General features: G+C 62.2%; 13 protein-coding genes. All 13 read left to right on the top strand.

The window, feature by feature from the left end:
- The first annotated feature begins 48 nt into the window (after nt 1-48).
- The 13 genes from phnC to urtD all read left to right on the top strand — a co-directional run bounded on the left by phnC (nt 49) and on the right by urtD (nt 18,977).
- Nucleotides 49-882 carry a phosphonate ABC transporter ATP-binding protein gene (gene phnC / locus ACJ8KE_RS11090; protein WP_322193246.1) on the top strand — a complete coding sequence of 278 codons (834 nt, stop codon included), beginning with the start codon at nt 49-51 and terminating at the stop codon, nt 880-882.
- Between the two features lie 41 nt (nt 883-923).
- A complete protein-coding gene (gene phnD / locus ACJ8KE_RS11085; protein ID WP_004939482.1) occupies nt 924-1,856 on the top strand; it encodes a phosphonate ABC transporter substrate-binding protein in 933 nt (310 codons plus the stop codon).
- 78 nt (nt 1,857-1,934) lie between these two features.
- Nucleotides 1,935-2,798 (top strand): phosphonate ABC transporter, permease protein PhnE, encoded by an 864-nt coding sequence (gene phnE / locus ACJ8KE_RS11080; protein ID WP_016928590.1) that lies wholly within the window; start codon nt 1,935-1,937, stop codon nt 2,796-2,798.
- A complete protein-coding gene (phnE, locus tag ACJ8KE_RS11075) occupies nt 2,795-3,694 on the top strand; it encodes a phosphonate ABC transporter, permease protein PhnE (RefSeq protein ID WP_240293939.1) in 900 nt (299 codons plus the stop codon). Before phnE (ACJ8KE_RS11080) ends, phnE (ACJ8KE_RS11075) begins: the two co-directional genes overlap by 4 nt.
- A gap of 230 nt (nt 3,695-3,924) precedes the next feature.
- Nucleotides 3,925-4,389 (top strand): DUF1456 family protein, encoded by a 465-nt coding sequence (locus tag ACJ8KE_RS11070; RefSeq protein WP_016928588.1) that lies wholly within the window; start codon nt 3,925-3,927, stop codon nt 4,387-4,389.
- 193 nt (nt 4,390-4,582) lie between these two features.
- On the top strand, nt 4,583-7,726 hold the full coding sequence (locus ACJ8KE_RS11065) for a right-handed parallel beta-helix repeat-containing protein (RefSeq protein ID WP_306376673.1): 3,144 nt from the start codon (nt 4,583-4,585) through the stop codon (nt 7,724-7,726).
- A gap of 253 nt (nt 7,727-7,979) precedes the next feature.
- Nucleotides 7,980-9,809, top strand: a complete 1,830-nt coding sequence (gene atzF, locus ACJ8KE_RS11060; protein WP_143778725.1) for an allophanate hydrolase — start codon at nt 7,980-7,982, stop codon at nt 9,807-9,809.
- Nucleotides 9,810-9,811: 2 nt separating this feature from the next.
- Nucleotides 9,812-13,432, top strand: coding sequence for an urea carboxylase (gene uca / locus ACJ8KE_RS11055; protein WP_442517242.1), 3,621 nt, complete (start codon nt 9,812-9,814; stop codon nt 13,430-13,432).
- A gap of 14 nt (nt 13,433-13,446) precedes the next feature.
- Nucleotides 13,447-14,166, top strand: coding sequence for a GntR family transcriptional regulator (locus ACJ8KE_RS11050; protein WP_306376676.1), 720 nt, complete (start codon nt 13,447-13,449; stop codon nt 14,164-14,166).
- Nucleotides 14,167-14,192: 26 nt separating this feature from the next.
- A complete protein-coding gene (gene urtA, locus ACJ8KE_RS11045) occupies nt 14,193-15,461 on the top strand; it encodes an urea ABC transporter substrate-binding protein (protein ID WP_033640971.1) in 1,269 nt (422 codons plus the stop codon).
- Between the two features lie 56 nt (nt 15,462-15,517).
- On the top strand, nt 15,518-17,098 hold the full coding sequence (urtB, locus tag ACJ8KE_RS11040) for an urea ABC transporter permease subunit UrtB (protein WP_079449520.1): 1,581 nt from the start codon (nt 15,518-15,520) through the stop codon (nt 17,096-17,098).
- Nucleotides 17,098-18,174, top strand: a complete 1,077-nt coding sequence (gene urtC, locus ACJ8KE_RS11035; RefSeq protein ID WP_025302022.1) for an urea ABC transporter permease subunit UrtC — start codon at nt 17,098-17,100, stop codon at nt 18,172-18,174. The genes urtB and urtC overlap by 1 nt, the downstream gene beginning before the upstream one ends.
- Nucleotides 18,171-18,977 (top strand): urea ABC transporter ATP-binding protein UrtD, encoded by an 807-nt coding sequence (urtD, locus tag ACJ8KE_RS11030; protein ID WP_015377102.1) that lies wholly within the window; start codon nt 18,171-18,173, stop codon nt 18,975-18,977. The genes urtC and urtD overlap by 4 nt, the downstream gene beginning before the upstream one ends.
- The last annotated feature ends 2 nt before the right edge of the window (nt 18,978-18,979 follow it).

Below are 18,979 nucleotides of genomic sequence, written 5' to 3'. Positions count from 1 at the left end.
CGTTAATAGGTGCCCATAATGATTAGCCACTGAAACCAGAGAAATCATATGGCTCAGGCACTGTTAAAATTGGCGCAGCACGAGTTCCCAGGGCAGCACGCCGCCGCATCCCGCAAAGTGTTATCGGTAAAGGGGCTCGGCAAAGCTTACAAAGCGCAGCAGCGCGTGCTGGATGACATCAATTTCGATCTGCACGCCGGCGAATTCGTGGCGGTGATTGGCCGCTCCGGTGCAGGCAAGTCCACGCTGTTGCATACCCTCAACGGCACCATTCCTTCCAGCTGCGGCGAGATGCTGCACTTCGAAGACGATGGCGTGGCGCAGGATATCGCCCAGCTTGCCGGCCGCCAGATGCGCCAGTGGCGCGCGCGCTGCGGCATGATCTTCCAGGACTTCTGCTTGGTGCCGCGGCTGGACGTGATGACCAACGTGTTGCTGGGCCGCCTGAGCCACACCTCCACCCTGAAATCCTTCTTCAAACTGTTCGATGACGCCGACCGCGCTCGCGCCATCGAGCTGTTGCAGTGGCTCAACATGCTGCCGCACGCGCTGCAGCGCGCCGAGCACCTCTCCGGCGGTCAGATGCAGCGCGTCGCCATCTGCCGCGCGCTGATGCAAAACCCGCAAATCCTGCTGGCCGATGAGCCGGTGGCGTCGCTCGATCCGAAAAACACCCGCCGCATCATGGACGCGCTGCAGAAAATCAGCGAAGACGGCATCGCGGTGATGGTGAACCTGCACTCGGTCGAACTGGTGAAAGAGTATTGCTCGCGGGTGATCGGCATCGCCCACGGGAAGATCGTGTTTGACGGGTATCCTTCGCAACTGAACGAACGGATCCTGCACCAGCTGTATGGCGAAGAAGCCAATCAGATCCATTGAAGCACTTTTGACCTTTACCCTTTACACACAAGGCACACCTGATGAAAAAAGTATTGAGTCTGACCACCCTGATGGCCGGCGCGATGATGGTATTTAATGCTGCCGCAGCGGATGCGCCGAAAGAGCTGAACCTGGGCATTCTCGGCGGCCAGAACGCCACCCAGCAGATCGGCGATAACCAATGCGTGAAGCAGTTCCTGGACAAAGAGTTGAACGTCGATACCAAGCTGCGCAACTCGTCCGACTATTCCGGCGTGATCCAGGGCCTGCTGGGCGGCAAGATTGACCTGGTGCTGAGCATGTCGCCGTCGTCGTTCGCCTCGGTCTACATCAAGGATCCGAAAGCGGTGGACATCGTCGGCATCGCGGTCGACGACGTTGACCAGTCGCGCGGCTACCACTCGGTGGTGGTGGTGAAGGCCGGCAGCCCGTACCAGAAACTGGAAGACTTGAAAGGCAAGGCCATCGGCTTCGCCGATCCGGATTCGACCTCCGGCTTCCTGATCCCGAACCAGGCGTTTAAAAAGCTGTTCGGCGGCACGGTCGACAATAAATACAACAACACCTTCTCCAGCGTCACCTTCTCCGGCGGCCACGAGCAGGACATCCTCGGCGTGCTGAACGGCCAGTTCGAAGGCGCGGTGACCTGGGCGTCGATGATTGGCGACTACAACACCGGCTACACCAGCGGCGCGTTCACCCGCATGATCCGCATGGATCACCCGGACCTGATGAAGCAGATCCGCATCATTTGGCAGTCGCCGCTGATCCCGAACGGCCCGATCCTGGTGAGCAACTCGCTGCCGGCCGACTTCAAGGCCAAAGTGGTCACCGCCATCAAGAAGCTGGATAAAGACGATCACGCGTGCTTTATCAAAGCGATGGGCGGCAAACAGCACATCGGCGACACTACCCTGGCGGAATACCAGACCATCATCGATATGAAGCGCGAGCTGACCAAAGGCGACCGTTAATTCCCGGCTGCCTCGGCCGTCCGAATGAAGGGGTTCAGCGTGCTGAACCCCTTGTTCCATCAAGATGGAAGACCTGCTTTGAATACCGATTTCGCACACTATTACCAACGGATCCGCAGCAAGCAAAAACGCGAAGCGCTGCTGTGGTCGCTCGGGCTGGTGGTGCTGTACCTGGGCGCCGGCAACCTCGCCGAGTTCAACCTGCACACCGTCTGGGTGTCTATTCCGCACTTCTTCGACTATCTGGCCGAAACCGTTCCAACGTTGCACTGGAACCTGCTGTTCGCCGACGGGCGCACCGAAGGCTCGCTGGCCTACTGGGGCTATCGCCTGAATATCCAGCTGCCGCTGATCTGGGAGACCCTGCAGCTGGCGCTGGCGGCGACCATTTTCTCGGTGCTGGTGGCGACCGTGCTGGCGTTTCTGGCCGCCGGCAATACCTATACCCCCGCCTCGGTGCGGCTGGCGATCCGCACGCTGGTGGCGTTCTTGCGCACCATGCCGGAGCTGGCGTGGGCGGTGATGTTCGTGATGGCGTTCGGCATCGGCGCCATTCCCGGCTTCCTGGCGCTGGCGCTGCACACCATCGGCAGCCTGACCAAGCTGTTCTACGAATCGATCGAAACCGCCTCCAACAAACCGGTGCGTGGGCTGGCGGCCTGCGGCGCTACGCCGCTGCAGCGCATGCGCTTTGGCCTGTGGCCGCAGGTGAAGCCGGTGTTTCTCTCCTACAGCTTCATGCGGCTGGAGATCAACTTCCGTCAGTCGACCATTTTGGGGCTGGTGGGGGCGGGCGGCATCGGCCAGGAGCTGATGACCAACATTAAACTCGACCGTTACGATCAGGTCAGCATGACGCTGCTGCTGATCATCGTGGTGGTTTCCGTGCTCGACTACGTGTCGGGCGAGCTGCGCAAGCGCGTGGTGGAGGGGGCAAAATGACAGCGGGCACTCCGGCGTCGGCGGAAACGCTGCGCCAGCTAAAACAGCAGCATCCGGCGATCTTCGCGCAGCAGGGGCGCTACCTGCGCACCGTCGGCCTGATCACCTTGGCGATCGTGCTGTACTACGTGTTCTTCTTCCTGGTCTTCGGCATTAGCTGGCCGCAGTTTATCAACGGCTGCCAGCAGCTGGGGCGCTATTTCCTGCGCATGTTCGTCTGGCACGACTTCGCCAACTGGCCGTTCATGTACTACTTCCAGCAGATCGGCATCACCATCGCCATCGTGTTCGCCGGCACCATCACCGCGTCGCTGATCGCGCTGCCGCTGTCGTTCTTCGCCGCGCGCAACGTGATGTCGACGCCGCTGCTGCGGCCGATTTCGGTGCTGGTGCGCCGCTTGCTGGACGTGCTGCGCGGCATCGACATGGCGATCTGGGGGCTGATCTTCGTGCGCGCCGTCGGCATGGGGCCGCTCGCCGGGGTGTTGGCTATCGTGATGCAGGACGTCGGGCTGTTGGGCAAACTGTACGCCGAAGGCCATGAGGCGGTGGACAAGTCCCCCAGCCGCGGCCTGACGGCGGTGGGCGCCAACGGGTTGCAGAAGCACCGCTACGGCATTTTCACCCAGTCGTTCCCCACCTTCCTGGCGCTCAGCCTGTATCAGATCGAGTCCAACACCCGCTCTGCGGCGGTGCTGGGCTTCGTCGGCGCCGGCGGCATCGGCCTGGTGTACGCGGAGAACATGCGGCTGTGGAACTGGGACGTGGTGATGTTCATCACTCTGATCCTGGTGGTGGTGGTGATGATCATGGACAAGGTCTCGTCAATGCTGCGCAACAAGTACATCATCGGCGAAGACATCCCGCTGTATCAGCAAAAAAGCCAAATCGATTGAGAAACCCCTTGCCGATCCCTATACTGCCGCACATTCAAGGTGTGCGGCCATACCCGTCATACTTGGAGCTGCCTCTTTGTTGGCTGCATTTGCGCGCCCCGGTCACATAGTTAACTATGCTCCGGGGGCTTACAAATTTGCCGCCGCGATGCAACTCCAATTATTTTGGGTATGGGGCATTTTTTTACAATGCGCACGTCCCCGTTAGACAAATAAGGCAATGCAATCCCATGATGAACAACGACGTGCTGCGCAGCGTGCGCTATATGCTGAGCATTAACAACGCCAAAATGGTCGAGATTATCAAACTGGACGATTTTGAGGTGGCGGTGTCGGCGATGGACGCTTACGTGATCAAAGAAGGCGAGCCGGGCTACGAGAAGTGCCCGGACGAAGTGATGGCGCACTTCCTCAACGGCCTGGTGTTCTTCAAGCGCGGCAAGGACGACAAGTTCCCGGCGCCGGCGGTTGAACTGCCGATCACCAACAACCTGGTGCTGAAAAAGCTGCGCGTGGCGTTCGAGCTGAAAGACACCGACATGCACCAGATTTTCACCGCGGTGGACTTCCGCATCTCCAAGCCGGAGCTGAGCGCGCTGTTCCGTAAAGAGGGCACCAAGAACTACCGCCCGTGCGGCGATCAGATGCTGCGCTACTTCCTCAAAGGGCTGGCGCAGCGCATTCGCGGCGAGTAACGCGCAGCGTTCACCGAACATCAGGCGCAATCGCAAGGTTGCGCCTTTTTTATTGCCCCTCTCCCGCCTGCCGTTGTTGTACTGGCCCTCAGCCATCCGCCATTGATGGTGGGCGTGCCGCCCGTCCGGTTACTTTTTTAGGGTTCGTTCAATTCAATGTCGATTGAAACGTAAAATCCAGAGGAGTAATTCAATGGCTCAAATGTCAAAAAAAGATCCGCAGCTCAACGCAAAAAATGTCGCCGCTCAGGTCAATGACGGCGGCGAATTCGCTGAATATACCCCTGAGCAGTTCGGCGCCGTAGGCGATGGCCTGGCTGACGATCGAGACGCTGTTAGCGCCATGTTCGCTAAAGTGGCGATTGACGCCGCTAACTCGATGAAAAAACGCCAGGTCAGAATGGCGAATGTCTATCGGTTGACGTTGGGTTCGGCTTGGCAGTCTCTACAGATCCCCAGCAACTGCCATATTTATGGCGGTGGTGAAATTCACCTGGATGACGATACGCCTCAAATCAACATTTTTAATACCGTGGAACAGTCGAATTTCATCGTGGAAGATCTGAGGATCACGAGAAAGGTGACTCAGAAAGATGCAGATCCTATTTGGTGGTATGCCACTCGCGCGTGTACCGGCATGGCTTTCACCCGTTGTGAAAACTTCACCGTGAGAAATTGCGTCATCAGCATGCATACCGATGCTTTGGGCCTTTCTGACTGTACGTCAGTTACCCTTGAGAACAATTTACTTAAAGATCTGGGAGAGGAACCTATCGCAGTTCGTGGCGGCCGCCATATTACGATCCAGAATAACGAGCTGACGAATCACCAGGGTGACGGGATCTTGCTGAAAACGGGCGTGAACCGAGATGCTTATGACATCTTGATTGTGAACAATCATATTCATGATGGACATAAACCCGCTAAACCCGTTGGGGCCGGGCATACGCAAAGAGGGGGCGGGGTGACATTGAATAATGAAGTGACCGGCACGCCTCATTCATTCACTAACCTGACCGTTGCCAATAACCATATTGTTAATACCAGCTATGGCATCTCGCTGGGTGGAATCAGTGACATTAATATCTCTAATAACTATATCAAAACGATTGAAAGGTTCGGCATTCAGATCGACTATTCCTTAGTAAATAACCCCACCAAAATCCCTACGAATAATTCACGAATTATTGGGAATCACGTTGAAGATACCGTTGAGAATGGCATCGACTATCACGGCAATAACGATATTTCTGTCGCGGAGTCCGTTATCGCAGATAACTTTTTAAATTACTGTGGTACCTCCACGACGTCGGCCTTCAATGGCATTGCCGCAACGGAGGCGACCCTCTCAGGCAATATTATCAATAACTGTAAGGTTGCCCTGTTCACCAATAGCTGCGTGATGACCGGCAACAAGATAACCAACTCCGGATGGACCAGCAGCCAGGTATGGATCAAGCTCTATGGCGACCGTACGGTGTTTTCCGGCAACCGGGTCACGGACTCTGGGTTTGGTTATATCCGTTTCTTGAATGGGAAAAACGCCATTATTGAAGGGAATGTGATTAAGCTTGCTGCGCCTGCTCGGGCGCTGGAGTTAGGCGGGGCATTTGACGAAACGACCCTCATTGGCAAGAACGCCTGGGATTGCGCTTTTAAACCGATTCTCTCTACGATTGCAGGGGTAACGGGCAATCAACTCATTCAGTATTCCTTCCCGAATGAAGGCGTGCCCCACATTACCCCTCAGATGTTCGGCGCGAAGGGCGATTGGAATGATACAGCTGGCGTTGGTACAGATGATACGCAGGCGTTTAAACAGGCTATAGCTTATGCGATTAGCCAAGGCTGCAAGAAGCTCTATGTTCCTGCCGGCAACTATTACATTACAGATACCTTAAATTTAGGGGGAGAAAACTACACCGGAGATAAAGGCATTGCGATAGAGGGTGAAAATTGGATTAGTACGAAATTCTTCTTTAAGCCGACGTCTAATGATCATGCATGTTTTGAGTCGAAAGGCGGTTCCGGGATCCATACCAACAGATATATCAGCGATGTGACGATTACGCCGGCCAAGGGCGCGTTATATACGGGCACCGGCTATCGGATCAATGGTTCCTGTTTCATGCGGCATGAAAGATTGCTGATTATGAAGTTTTTTGTGAACTTACATCTGTTGAACGGCTATGCCGGTGCGTTTACCGAGTTCGTCAGTTTTCACTCTTGCCGGTTCCACCGTGGCTTGTCGAACATCTTGATGGAAAGCAATGGCGGGGATAGCTCCTTCCACGGCGTGGGGTTCCATGAAATTCAATGTCAGATCAAAGTCTCCGGCAATCCGGGCGATGGTGGCACAAATACGGATGCCGGCGTGGGGCTGGAGCTGAGAGGAAACGCCAACAGCGTAACGTGGTACAACGGTTTCTGCTATATCCACCTGTTCGGCGGCGTCGGCGCTACGGCGATCAAACTCACCCGAACCAACACCGATAACATCCTGGGGCAGTTTACTTGCGAAGGTGAAACTATTCTTCAGAGTGATGGAAGCACCTTTGAATGTCGGGGCGGTTTCTATAACCTGGGTAATACCACTTACAATGTGGCTGCAGAACCGGTAAACGGCATCGCGGCGGCATTTGTGTTTGATAACATGCTGAGCAATACGACAAGATTCGCCAACGCGGCAATCGCCGATATGGCTCCGAGGCAACTTCCGTGGTCCTTGGCGGACAGGGCCAGCCATGGCACTTATCCGGCCATTTTCCATGGTATCAAGGACGGCTCCGATAACCTGTTCTATGCCGCCAAAGGAGGGAGTACCAGCTACCATTACTTTGGCGGCATTTCTCCAGGCAATAACCTTCAGGGGTTTGAACCGGGCGTCAGGTTGGCTCAGGACGGGGCTTCTTTAATTAGTTTTGCACCTAAGTTTACGCTTGGCGCTAATAACAATACGACCAGCAGCGGCGTATCCATCTCCCCGGCGGATTTTTCGCCGCAGAAGGATATCGCGACCGCCTTAGGACAACCCTCATTTAAATGGAGCGGGTTGTACACCAAGCAGTTAACGGTTGCGGATAATGGCATCTATCCGGCCGGTAACGGCGCTTATCCTATTGGTGGGCCGAATAACCAATTCTCCTCCGGCCACATAAAAGTGTTGAATATTTATGATTCAGCGAACGTGAACGGAGATCCTGTAGGTGTCAGAGTTGCTGTCCCCGCTTCGGCCGTTGCACCCGGTAAAATAGGCCAATGGTCGGCAGACTCCACGTTCTTTTATGTTTGCACGGCGGCCAATACCTGGAGAAGGGTAGCGCTCACCACATGGTAGGTACTGAGCTTGCGGCTGGCGGTTGACCTATCCCTATCGTCCTGCGGGGCGGCGAGTGTCGTCGCCCCGGTTTTTCCTCTGCGTCATCCCGCCATTGCACTCTTTTTGTTCTCCCGCTGCGCGCCGCTGGTGCAGCCCGTTTGCCGCCGCCGTCATAAGTTTTAATTATAATTTATTGAAATCATGAGATTAAAAATTGGCACGCCGGTTGCTCTGTTGAATCCCATCTTGTGTACCAGATGGAATTCAGTCGATGAGCGAACCTGTTGAAGCGTGCGGTTTTACCCTCAGTGAATGGCAGCACCATTATCAAACCCGTCCGGCGGGCGAGCGCCTCGCCTGCGTCAGTGCGACGATCGAAACGTTGGTCGCCGGCCTGAACCCGGACGATAACGCCTGGCTGTATCTCGCCACGCCGGCGCAGCGCGAGCAGCAGTATCAACAGCTGGCGCAACGGCTGGCGGCGGTCGCCGGCGATCTCAGCCGCCTGCCGCTGTTCGGCGTGCCCTTCGCCATCAAAGACAATATCGACGTCGGCGGCTGGCCGACCAGCGCCGCCTGCCCGGCGTTCACCTACCAGGCCGCGGCGGACGCTACCGTGGTCGCCCACCTGCGCGCCGCCGGGGCGATCGCCCTCGGTAAAACCAACCTCGACCAGTTCGCTACCGGGTTGGTGGGCACCCGCTCACCTTATGGCGCGGTGGTCAACAGCTTCGACAGCCGCTACGTCAGCGGCGGTTCCAGTTCCGGCTCCGCCTCGGTGGTGGCGCGCGGCCTGGTGCCGTTTGCGCTGGGCACCGACACCGCCGGTTCGGGACGCGTGCCTGCCGGGTTCAACAACATCGTCGGGCTGAAGCCGACCAAGGGGCGGTTATCCAACCGCGGCGTGGTGCCGGCCTGCCGGTTGAACGATACGGTGTCGGTCTTCGCGCTGACGGTGGCCGACGCCGCGCAGGTGGCGGAACTGGCGAGCGGCTTTGACGCGGCAGACCCGTATTCCCGCGCCGATCCGCATACCGCGCCGGCGGATATCCCCGCCGCGCCGCGTTTCGCCGTTCCCGCCCAGCTGGAGTTTTTCGGCGACGTGCAGGCCGAGCGGGCGTTTCACCAGGCGCTGGCGCAGCTGCGGGCGGGCGGCGCCACGCTGGAACCCCTCGATTTCGCGCCGTTTCGCACCCTGGCGGAACAGCTGTATTACGGCCCCTGGGTGGCGGAGCGCACGGTAGCCATTGAGCAGGTGCTGGAAGCGAACCCGCAGGCCATCGATCCGGTGGTGCGCGGCATCGTCGGCAACGGCCTCGGCTACAGCGCCTGCGACGCCTACAAGGCGGAATACCTGCGCGCCGAGCTGGCGCGGCAAATCGCCCAGCGGCTGGCGCCGTTCGACGCGCTGGTGGTGCCGACCGCGCCCACTATCCGCACCCTGGCGGAGATGGCGCAGGAGCCGGTGCTGTTCAATTCGCAATTCGGCACTTACACCAATTTCACCAACCTGGCCGATCTGAGCGCGCTGGCGCTGCCGGGGCCGCTGCGCGAAGACGGTCTGCCGGCGGGCATCACCCTGATTGCGCCCGCCTGGCATGACCGGGCGCTGGCGGCGTTTGGCCTGCGCTGGCAACGGCAAAGCGCCTTGCCGCTCGGGGCCATCGGCCGGGCATTGCCGCCGCAGCCTGTGCCTGCGCCGTCCACAGGGCATGTGCGTCTGGCGGTAGTGGGCGCTCACCTCAGCGGCATGCCGCTCAACGTCCAACTGACGCAGCGCGATGCGGTGCGGGTGGAACAAACCGTCACCGCTCCCTGTTACCGCCTGTACGCGTTGGCCGATACCGAGCCGCCGAAGCCGGGGCTGGCGCGCGCGGCGCAGGGGGCGGCGATCCGCGTTGAGCTGTGGGACATCCCGCTGGCCCGTTTCGGCGAGTTTGTGGCGGAAATCCCGGCGCCATTGGGCATCGGCACGCTGCTGCTGGCGGACGGCCGACGGGTGAAGGGGTTCATCTGCGAAGCCTGGGCGCTGGAAGGCGCCACGGATATCACTGAGTTTGGCGGCTGGCGTGATTATCTCGCCAGCGTTGAGGGGGCATGAACATGTTTACTACCGTACTGATCGCTAACCGCGGCGAAATCGCCTGCCGCGCTATTCGCACCCTGAAACGCCTGGGCGTCACCAGCGTGGCGGTCTACTCCGACGCCGACCGCAATGCGCCGCACGTCACCGAAGCCGACAGGGCGGTGGCGCTCGGCGGCGACAAGGCCGCCGACAGTTATCTGCGCATCGACAAGATCCTCGCGGCGGCCGCCGCCACCGGCGCACAGGCGATCTACCCCGGCTACGGCTTTTTGTCCGAGAGCGCCGAGTTTGCCGACGCCTGCGAAGCGGCGGGCATCGCCTTTATCGGCCCGACGGCGGCTCAGATGCGCGAGTTCGGCCTCAAGCACCGGGCGCGCGAGCTGGCGGCGTTGGCCGGGGTGCCGATGACGCCGGGCACCGGCTTGCTGGAGAGCGTTGAGCAGGCGGTCTCGGCCGCCGCGCGCATCGGCTACCCGGTGATGCTGAAAAGCACCGCCGGCGGCGGCGGCATCGGCCTGACGCGCTGTGACGACGAGGCGGCGCTGCGCGACGCGTACGACAGCGTCAAACGGTTGGGAGAGCAGTTCTTCCGCGACGCCGGCGCCTTTATCGAACGCTTCGTCGATCGGGCGCGCCACGTCGAGGTGCAGATTTTCGGCGACGGCCAGGGGCGGGTGGCGGCGCTCGGCGAGCGCGACTGTTCGCTGCAGCGGCGCAACCAAAAGGTGGTGGAGGAAACCCCGGCGCCGCACCTGCCGGCGGCGACCCGCCAGGCGCTGCACCGGGCGGCGGTGGCGCTGGGCGAGTCGGTGAATTACCGCAGCGCCGGCACCGTAGAGTTTATCTATGACGCCGCGCGCGACGAGTTTTACTTTCTGGAAGTGAACACCCGCTTACAGGTCGAGCACCCGGTCACCGAAATGGTCACCGGCCTGGATCTGATCGCATGCATGCTGCAGGTGGCGGCGGGCGACGCGCTGGATTGGGCGGCGCTGCAACGCGCGCCGCAGGGCGCGGCGATCGAAGTGCGTCTCTATGCCGAAGATCCGCTGAAAAACTTCCAGCCCAGCCCTGGCGTGCTGACCGAGGTGCATTTCCCTGACGACGTGCGCCTCGACGGTTGGGTGGCGACCGGCAGCGAAGTGTCGGCGTTTTACGACCCGATGATCGCCAAGCTGATCGTGCACGGCGCCGATCGGGCGCAGGCGCTGGAAAAACTGCGCGTGGCGCTGGCGGCGACCCGTTTGCACGGCATCGCCACCAACCTCGACTATCTGCGACAGGTGATCGCCACGCCGCAATTTCAGCGCGGCGACGTCTGGACGCGCCTGCTGGACGATTTGCGTTTCCAGCCGCACTGCCTCGAAGTGCTGCAACCCGGCACCTACAGCAGCGTGCAGGATTATCCCGGCCGCCTCGGCTATTGGGACATCGGCGTGCCGCCGTCCGGCCCGATGGACGACTTCGCGTTTCGGCTGGCCAACCGCATCGTCGGCAACCACCCGGCGGCGGCCGGGCTGGAGTTTACCCTGCAGGGGCCGACGCTGCGCTTTCACTGCGACGCGACCATCGCGCTGACGGGCGCGAGCTGCCCGGCCGAACTGGATGGCGAGGCGGTTGCGTATTGGCGGCCGATCGCGGTGCGGGCCGGGCAGGTATTGACGCTGGGGCGCGCCACACACGGCTGCCGCACCTATCTGGCGGTACGCAACGGCTTTGACGTGCCGGTGTATCTCGGCAGCCGCTCCACCTTCGCGCTGGGCCAGTTCGGCGGCCACGCCGGGCGCACCTTGCGCGTGGCGGACATGCTGGCGATCGCCCAACCGGCGCTGGCGGCCAGCACCACGCCGGCGCCGATCGCCGCGCCGCAGGCGATGGATGACAGCCTGATCCCGCACTACGGCGACCAGTGGCACATCGGCGTGCTGTACGGGCCGCACGGCGCGCCGGACTTTTTCACCGCTGAATCGATAGAGGCCTTCTTCGCCACCGACTGGCAGGTGCATTACAACTCCAACCGCCTCGGCGTGCGCCTGGCGGGGCCGAAGCCCGAGTGGGCGCGGGAGGACGGCGGCGAGGCCGGTTTGCATCCTTCCAACGTGCACGACTGCGAGTACGCCATCGGCGCCATCAACTTCACCGGCGACTTCCCGGTGATCCTGACCCGCGACGGGCCGAGCCTTGGCGGCTTCGTCTGCCCGGTGACCATCGCCAAGGCCGAACTGTGGAAAGTGGGGCAGGTGAAGCCGGGCGACCGCATCCGGTTCCATCCGATCGGCTTCCGGCAGGCGCAGTCGCTGGAGCAGGCGCAGCTCGGCAGCATCGAAGCGCTGGCGGCGGTGAAGGCCATCACCCTGCCGCCGCCGGATCTGGCCCCGGCGGCGACCGTTTCCGCCGCGGTGCTGGCGGCGCTGCCGGCGGCGGACGGGCGCCCGGCGGTGGCGTATCGCCAGGCGGGGGACGGCTACATCCTGATGGAGTACGGCGACAATGTGCTCGATCTGGCGCTGCGGCTGCGCATACATCTGCTGATGCAGTCGCTGCGGCAGGAGGCGATCCCGGGTGTAGCGGAGCTGGCGCCGGGCGTGCGTTCGCTGCAGATCCGCTACGACAGCCGGCTGATAAGCCAGGCCGACCTGCTGCAGCGCCTGCTGGCGCGCGAACGGGCGCTGGGGGACGTCAGCCGCCTGAAGGTGCCGACGCGCACCGTCTGGCTGCCGATGGCGTTCGAGGATTCGGCCACGCTGGGGGCGGTGGATCGCTATCAGCAGACGGTGCGCGCCTCGGCGCCCTGGCTGCCGAACAACGTCGATTTCATTCAGCGCATCAACGGTCTGAGCCAACGCGAGCAGGTGCGCGACATTCTGTTCGACGCCAGCTACCTGATCCTCGGGCTGGGAGACGTCTACCTCGGCGCGCCCTGCGCGGTGCCGCTCGATCCGCGCCATCGCCTGCTGAGCTCCAAATATAACCCGGCGCGCACCCACACCGCCGAAGGGACGGTCGGCATCGGCGGCATGTACATGTGCATCTACGGCATGGACTCGCCGGGCGGTTACCAGCTGGTCGGGCGCACGCTGCCGATCTGGAACAAGTTTCTCAAAAACCCGCAGTTCACCGCCGGTGAACCCTGGCTGCTGCGCTTCTTCGATCAGGTGCGCTTCTATCCGGTCAGCGAGCAAGAGTTGGACGAGCAGCGCGAAGCGTTCCGTGAAGGGCGCATGCAGGTGCGCATCGAAGAGAGCGAGTTCGACTTCGCCGCCTACACCCGTTTCCTGGCCGACAACGCCGAGGCGATCGCCGACTTCCAGCATCGCCAGCAACAGGCGTTCAGCGCCGAAGTGGCGCGCTGGCGCAGCGATGACGACGAGGCCGAGGCGCAGCTGTTGCCGCCGGAGGAAGAAGACGCCATCGAGGGCGATCTGGTCAGCGCCGATCTGAACGGCAGCGTGTGGAAGATCCTGGTGGAACCGGGGCAGGCGGTGGCGGCCGGGCAGCCGCTGATCGTGGTCGAGGCGATGAAAATGGAGCTGGCGGTCACCGCGCCGCGCGCCGGGATCGTTAAACGCATCAGCTGCCGGCAGGGGCGGCCGGTCGGGCCGGGCGACGCCCTGCTGTGGCTGGAAAAGGCGGTCTGAACGGAGGAGCGATGATGCAAATCACCAACGGAGAGCACAAGGCGCGCCCGGAGGGGCTGGCGGAGCGCATTTATCTGCAGCTCAAGGCCGACATCTTCGAGTTTCGCCTGCTGCCGGGCGATCGCTTCAGCGAAAGCGACGTGGCGCAGCGCATGGCGGCCAGCCGCACGCCGGTGCGTCAGGCGCTGTTTCGGCTGGAGCGCGAAGGCTATGTCGAGGTGCTGTTTCGCAGCGGCTGGCAGGTGCGGCCGTTCGACTTCGCCTACTTCGAAGAGCTGTACGACCTGCGCATCGTGCTGGAACAAGAGGCGGTGAAACGGCTGTGCGAACGCCCGGCCGGGGAAACGCCGGACGCGCTGGCGGCGCTGAGCCATTTTTGGACCGCAGTGCCGCGCCTGGCGGACGGCAAGGCGGTGTCGCAGCACGATGAGCAGTTTCATCAGGCGTTGGTGGCCGCGGCGGGCAACGGCGAAATGGCGCGCATTCACCGCGAACTGACCGAAAAGATCCGCATCATTCGCCGGCTGGATTTCACCCAGCAGGCGCGGGTGGACGCCACCTACCGCGAGCACGCCGCCATTTTGCAGGCGATCCTGCGGCGGCAAAGCGGGGCGGCGCAAACGCTGCTCGGCGAGCACATCGCCGTCAGCAAGGCAGAGGTACGAAAAATAACGCTGCACATGTTGCACCAGGCGCGGGCTCAGCAGCCTGCGCGCTCGGCGCAACAATTTTGATTTCACACACATCGGGAGTTTGAACTATGCAACGTCGTCGTTTTATCAAAGCTTTTGCGCTGTCCGCCGCCGCGATCGGCATGGGCCTGGCCTGGAGCGCGCAGGCCGCCGACACCATCAAGGTCGGCATTCTGAGTTCGCTCTCCGGCACCATGGCGATTTCCGAGACGCCGCTGAAGGATGTGGCGCTGATGACCATCGACGAGATCAACGCCAAAGGCGGGGTGCTCGGCAAAAAGCTGGAGCCGGTGGTGGTGGATCCGGCCTCCAACTGGCCGCTGTTCGCCGAAAAGGCGCGCCAGCTGCTGAGCCAGGACAAGGTGGCGGCGGTGTTCGGCTGCTGGACCTCGGTGTCGCGCAAGTCGGTGCTGCCGGTGTTTGAGGAGCTGAACGGACTGCTGTTCTACCCGGTGCAATACGAAGGCGAAGAGATGTCGCCGAACGTGTTCTACACCGGCGCGGCGCCGAACCAGCAGGCGATCCCGGCGGTGGAATACCTGCTGAGCGAGGACGGCGGCGGCGCCAAGCGCTTCTTCCTGCTGGGCACCGATTACGTCTATCCGCGCACCACCAACAAGATCCTGCGCGCCTTCCTGCACAGCAAAGGCGTGCAGGACAAGGATATCGAAGAGGTCTATACGCCGTTCGGCTACAGCGATTACCAGACCATCGTCGCCAACATCAAGAAATTCGCCGCCGGCGGCAACACCGCGGTGATCTCCACCATCAACGGCGATTCCAACGTGCCGTTCTACAAAGAACTCGCCAACCAGGGCGTCAAGGCCACCGACGTGCCGGTGATCGCCTTCTCGGTCGGCGAGGAAGAGCTGCGCGGCATCGACACCAAACCGCTGGTGGGCAACCTGGCGGCCTGGAACTACTTCGAATCGCTGGATAACCCGACCAACAAACAGTTTGTCAGCCAGTGGAAAGCCTACGCCAAGGCGCACAATCTGCCGAATTACGCCACCGCGGTGACCAACGATCCGATGGAAGCCACCTACGTCGGCCTCCACATGTGGGCGCAGGCGGTGGAAAAAGCCGGCACTACCGACGTCGATAAGGTGCGCGCCGCGATGGCCGGGCAAACCTTCGCCGCGCCGTCGGGCTTCACGCTGACCATGGACAAAACCAATCACCACCTGCACAAGCCGGTGATGATTGGCGAAATCGAGGGCAACGGGCAGTTCAACGTGGTGTGGCAGACCGAAGCGCCGGTGCGCGCGCAGCCGTGGAGTCCCTATATCGCCGGCAACGACAAAAAACCGGATTACCCGGTGAAAGGCGGCAAGTAACGTCACTCAGCGCCGGCGCGGCTCGACGCGCGCCGGCCCAACAGAAGAGGCAGCTGATGCAATCTCCGTTTTTATCCTCTCTGCGCGCCGGGCTGTGGCTGTTGTGCGCCTGGCCCCTGCTGGCGCAGGCCGGGCCGGCCGATGAGTTCGCGGCGGCCAATCGCGCGCAGCAGGCCAAACTGCTGCAGGCGTGGGCGGCCGAGCCGGATCCTGCGCGCCTGCCGTTGCTGCAGGGGCTGCAGCAGGAAACCGTGGCGATCGACGAGGCGAAGCGCGCCTTTATCCGCCAGGGCGATCGCTATCTGCCGCTTGAAGGTGAGGCGGCCCCGGTTGGCGAGCCGAAGAAGGTGTGGCTGAACAACCGGCTGCGCATTCTGATCGCCAATGCGTTGTCGGCGCAGCGGCTGGTCAGCGCGGACGCGGCGGTGCGGCTGCAGGCGGCGACCGCGCTGCAGCGCGAAGCGCAGGGCGAGCAGCTGCCGCTGTTGACCCGGCGGCTGGCGCAGGAGAAAGACCCGCAGGTGCGCGATGCGCTGAGCATTGCGCTGGCGAACCTGCAATTGGCCGACGCCAGCCCGCAGGTGCGTTTCAATGCGGTGCGGCTGCTGGGGGAATCGGGCGAGCCGGAAACCCGCGCGCGGCTGCAGGCGTTGACCGACGCGGCCAATGAGCCGGACGCCGCGGTGCGCGCCGAGGCGCAACGCAGCCTGCAGCGCGTGCAGCACCGCCTGATGATCGGCGATCTGCTCGGCCAGGCGTTCAGCGGCCTGTCGCTCGGTTCGATCCTGCTGCTGGCGGCGCTCGGCCTGGCGATCACCTACGGCCTGCTCGGCGTCATCAATATGGCGCACGGCGAAATGCTGATGCTCGGCGCCTATTCGGCCTATCTGGTGCAGGGGGTGTTTCAGCAATTTGCGCCGCAGTGGCTGGCGCTCTATCCGCTGGCGGCGCTGCCGGTGGCGTTCGCCATCACCGCCGGGATCGGCATGGCGCTTGAGCGTACGGTGATCCGCCACCTGTACGGCCGGCCGCTGGAAACCCTGCTGGCCACCTGGGGCATCAGCCTGGTGCTGATCCAACTGGTGCGGGTGCTGTTCGGCGCGCAGAACGTCGAGGTCGCCAACCCGGCGTGGCTGTCGGGCGGCGTGCAGCTGTTGCCGAATCTGGTGTTGCCGTGGAACCGCATCGCGGTGATCGCGTTCGTGCTGCTGGTGCTGGCGTTGACCTGGCTGTTGCTGAACAAGACCCGGCTCGGCATGAACGTGCGCGCGGTGACGCAAAACCGCGCGATGGCGGCCTGTTGCGGCGTGCCCACCGGCCGGGTGGACATGCTGGCCTTCGGGCTGGGATCCGGCATCGCCGGGCTTGGCGGGGTGGCGCTGTCGCAGTTGGGCAACGTCGGGCCGGAGCTGGGGCAAGGTTACATTATCGACTCGTTCCTGGTGGTGGTGCTCGGCGGCGTCGGCCAACTGGCGGGGACGGTGGCGGCGGCCTTCGGTCTCGGCATCGTCAACAAGATCCTCGAACCGCAGATCGGCGCCGTGCTGGGCAAGATCCTGATCCTGGTGCTGATCGTTCTGTTTATTCAAAAGCGTCCGCAGGGGCTGTTCGCCCTTAAGGGCAGGGTGATTGACTGATGAGCCAACCATTGACCGTAACCGGCGTGCAGAAAGCGCCCCGGCTGGCGTTGAGCATCGGCGGGTTGGCGTTGCTGGCGCTGCTGGTGATGCCGTTCATGACGCTGTTGCCGGCGGATCATCCGCTGGCGGTGTCCACCTATACCCTGACGCTGGCGGGCAAGATCCTGTGCTACGCGGTGGTGGCGGTGGCGCTCGATCTGGTGTGGGGCTATGCCGGGCTGCTGTCGCTCGGCCACGGGCTATTCTTCGCGCTCGGCGGCTACGCCATGGGCATGTACTTGATGCGGCAGGCGGCGGGCGACGGGCTGCCGGCGTTTATGGCGTTCCTCTCCTGGAATGAGCTGCCGTGGTTCTGGAGCGGCACCCAGCATTTCGCCTGGGCGCTGTGCCTGATCGTGCTGGTGCCGGGCCTGCTGGCCTTCCTGTTCGGCTACTTCGCCTTCCGCTCGAAAATCAAAGGGGTGTATTTCTCGATCATGACCCAGGCGCTGACCTATGCCGGCATGCTGCTGTTCTTTCGCAACGAGACTGGCTTCGGCGGCAATAACGGCTTTACCGGTTTCACCACGCTGCTCGGCTTTCCCATCACCGCCGCCGGCACGCGGGTGGCGCTGTTCCTGGCGACGGTGCTGCTACTGGCCGCCAGCCTGGCCATCGGCTTTGCGCTGGCGCGCAGCAAGTTCGGCCGGGTGCTGACCGCGGTGCGCGATGCGGAAAACCGGCTGACTTTCTGCGGCTACGATCCGAAGGGCTTCAAGCTGTTCGTCTGGACGCTGTCGGCGGTGCTGTGCGGGCTGGCCGGCGCGCTCTATGTGCCGCAGGTCGGCATCATCAATCCCGGCGAAATGTCGCCGACCAACTCGATCGAGGCCGCCATCTGGGTGGCGCTCGGCGGGCGCGGCACCCTGGTGGGGCCGCTGCTCGGCGCCGGCATCGTCAACGGCGCCAAGAGCTGGTTCACCATGGCCATTCCCGAATACTGGCAGTTCTTCCTCGGCCTGATGTTTATCGTCGTCACGCTGTTTCTGCCCAAAGGGGTGATCGGCCTGCTGCGCCGGAGGAAAAGCTCATGAAGGCGATGCAAGTGACCGACGAGCTGTTTACCCACCCGCTGCCGGCGGACAAATACCGGCAGCAAACCGATCCGGTGCTGCAGCTCGACAACGTCAACGTCAGCTTCGACGGTTTTCGCGCGCTGACCGATCTGTCGCTGCGCATTGGCGTCGGCGAACTGCGCTGCGTGATCGGCCCCAACGGCGCCGGCAAGACCACGCTGATGGATGTGATCACCGGTAAGACCCGGCCGGACAGCGGCAGGGTGTTTTACGACCAGACCGTCGATCTGACCCGGCTGGCGCCGATGCAGATCGCCCATGCCGGCATCGGCCGCAAGTTTCAAAAACCGACGGTGTTCGAGGCGCTGACGGTGTTCGAAAATCTGGAGATCGCCCAAAAAACCCGCAAGTCGGTATGGGCCTGCCTGCGCGCCCGTTTAAGCAGCGAACAGCGCGACCGCATCGACGAGATGCTGAAGACCCTGCGGCTGGGGCATGAACGCCACCGGCCCGCCGGGCTGCTGTCCCACGGGCAGAAACAGTTTCTCGAGATCGGCATGCTGCTGGTGCAGGAGCCGCACCTGCTGCTGCTCGACGAGCCGGCGGCCGGCATGACCGACGCCGAAACCGACTACACCGCCGAACTGTTCCGCGAGCTGGCGGGCAAGCATTCGCTGATGGTGGTGGAGCACGATATGGGGTTTGTGGAGACCATCGCCGATCGCGTGACGGTGCTGCATCAGGGGCAGGTGCTGGCGGAAGGATCGCTGGCGCAGGTGCAGGCCGATGAGCGAGTTATTGAGGTATATCTGGGGCGCTGAGG

The sequence above is a fragment of the Serratia sp. CY56464 genome, from assembly GCF_052168435.1.
GTDB lineage: Bacteria > Pseudomonadota > Gammaproteobacteria > Enterobacterales > Enterobacteriaceae > Serratia > Serratia marcescens.
This window is presented reverse-complemented; position numbering and strand designations above follow the sequence as displayed.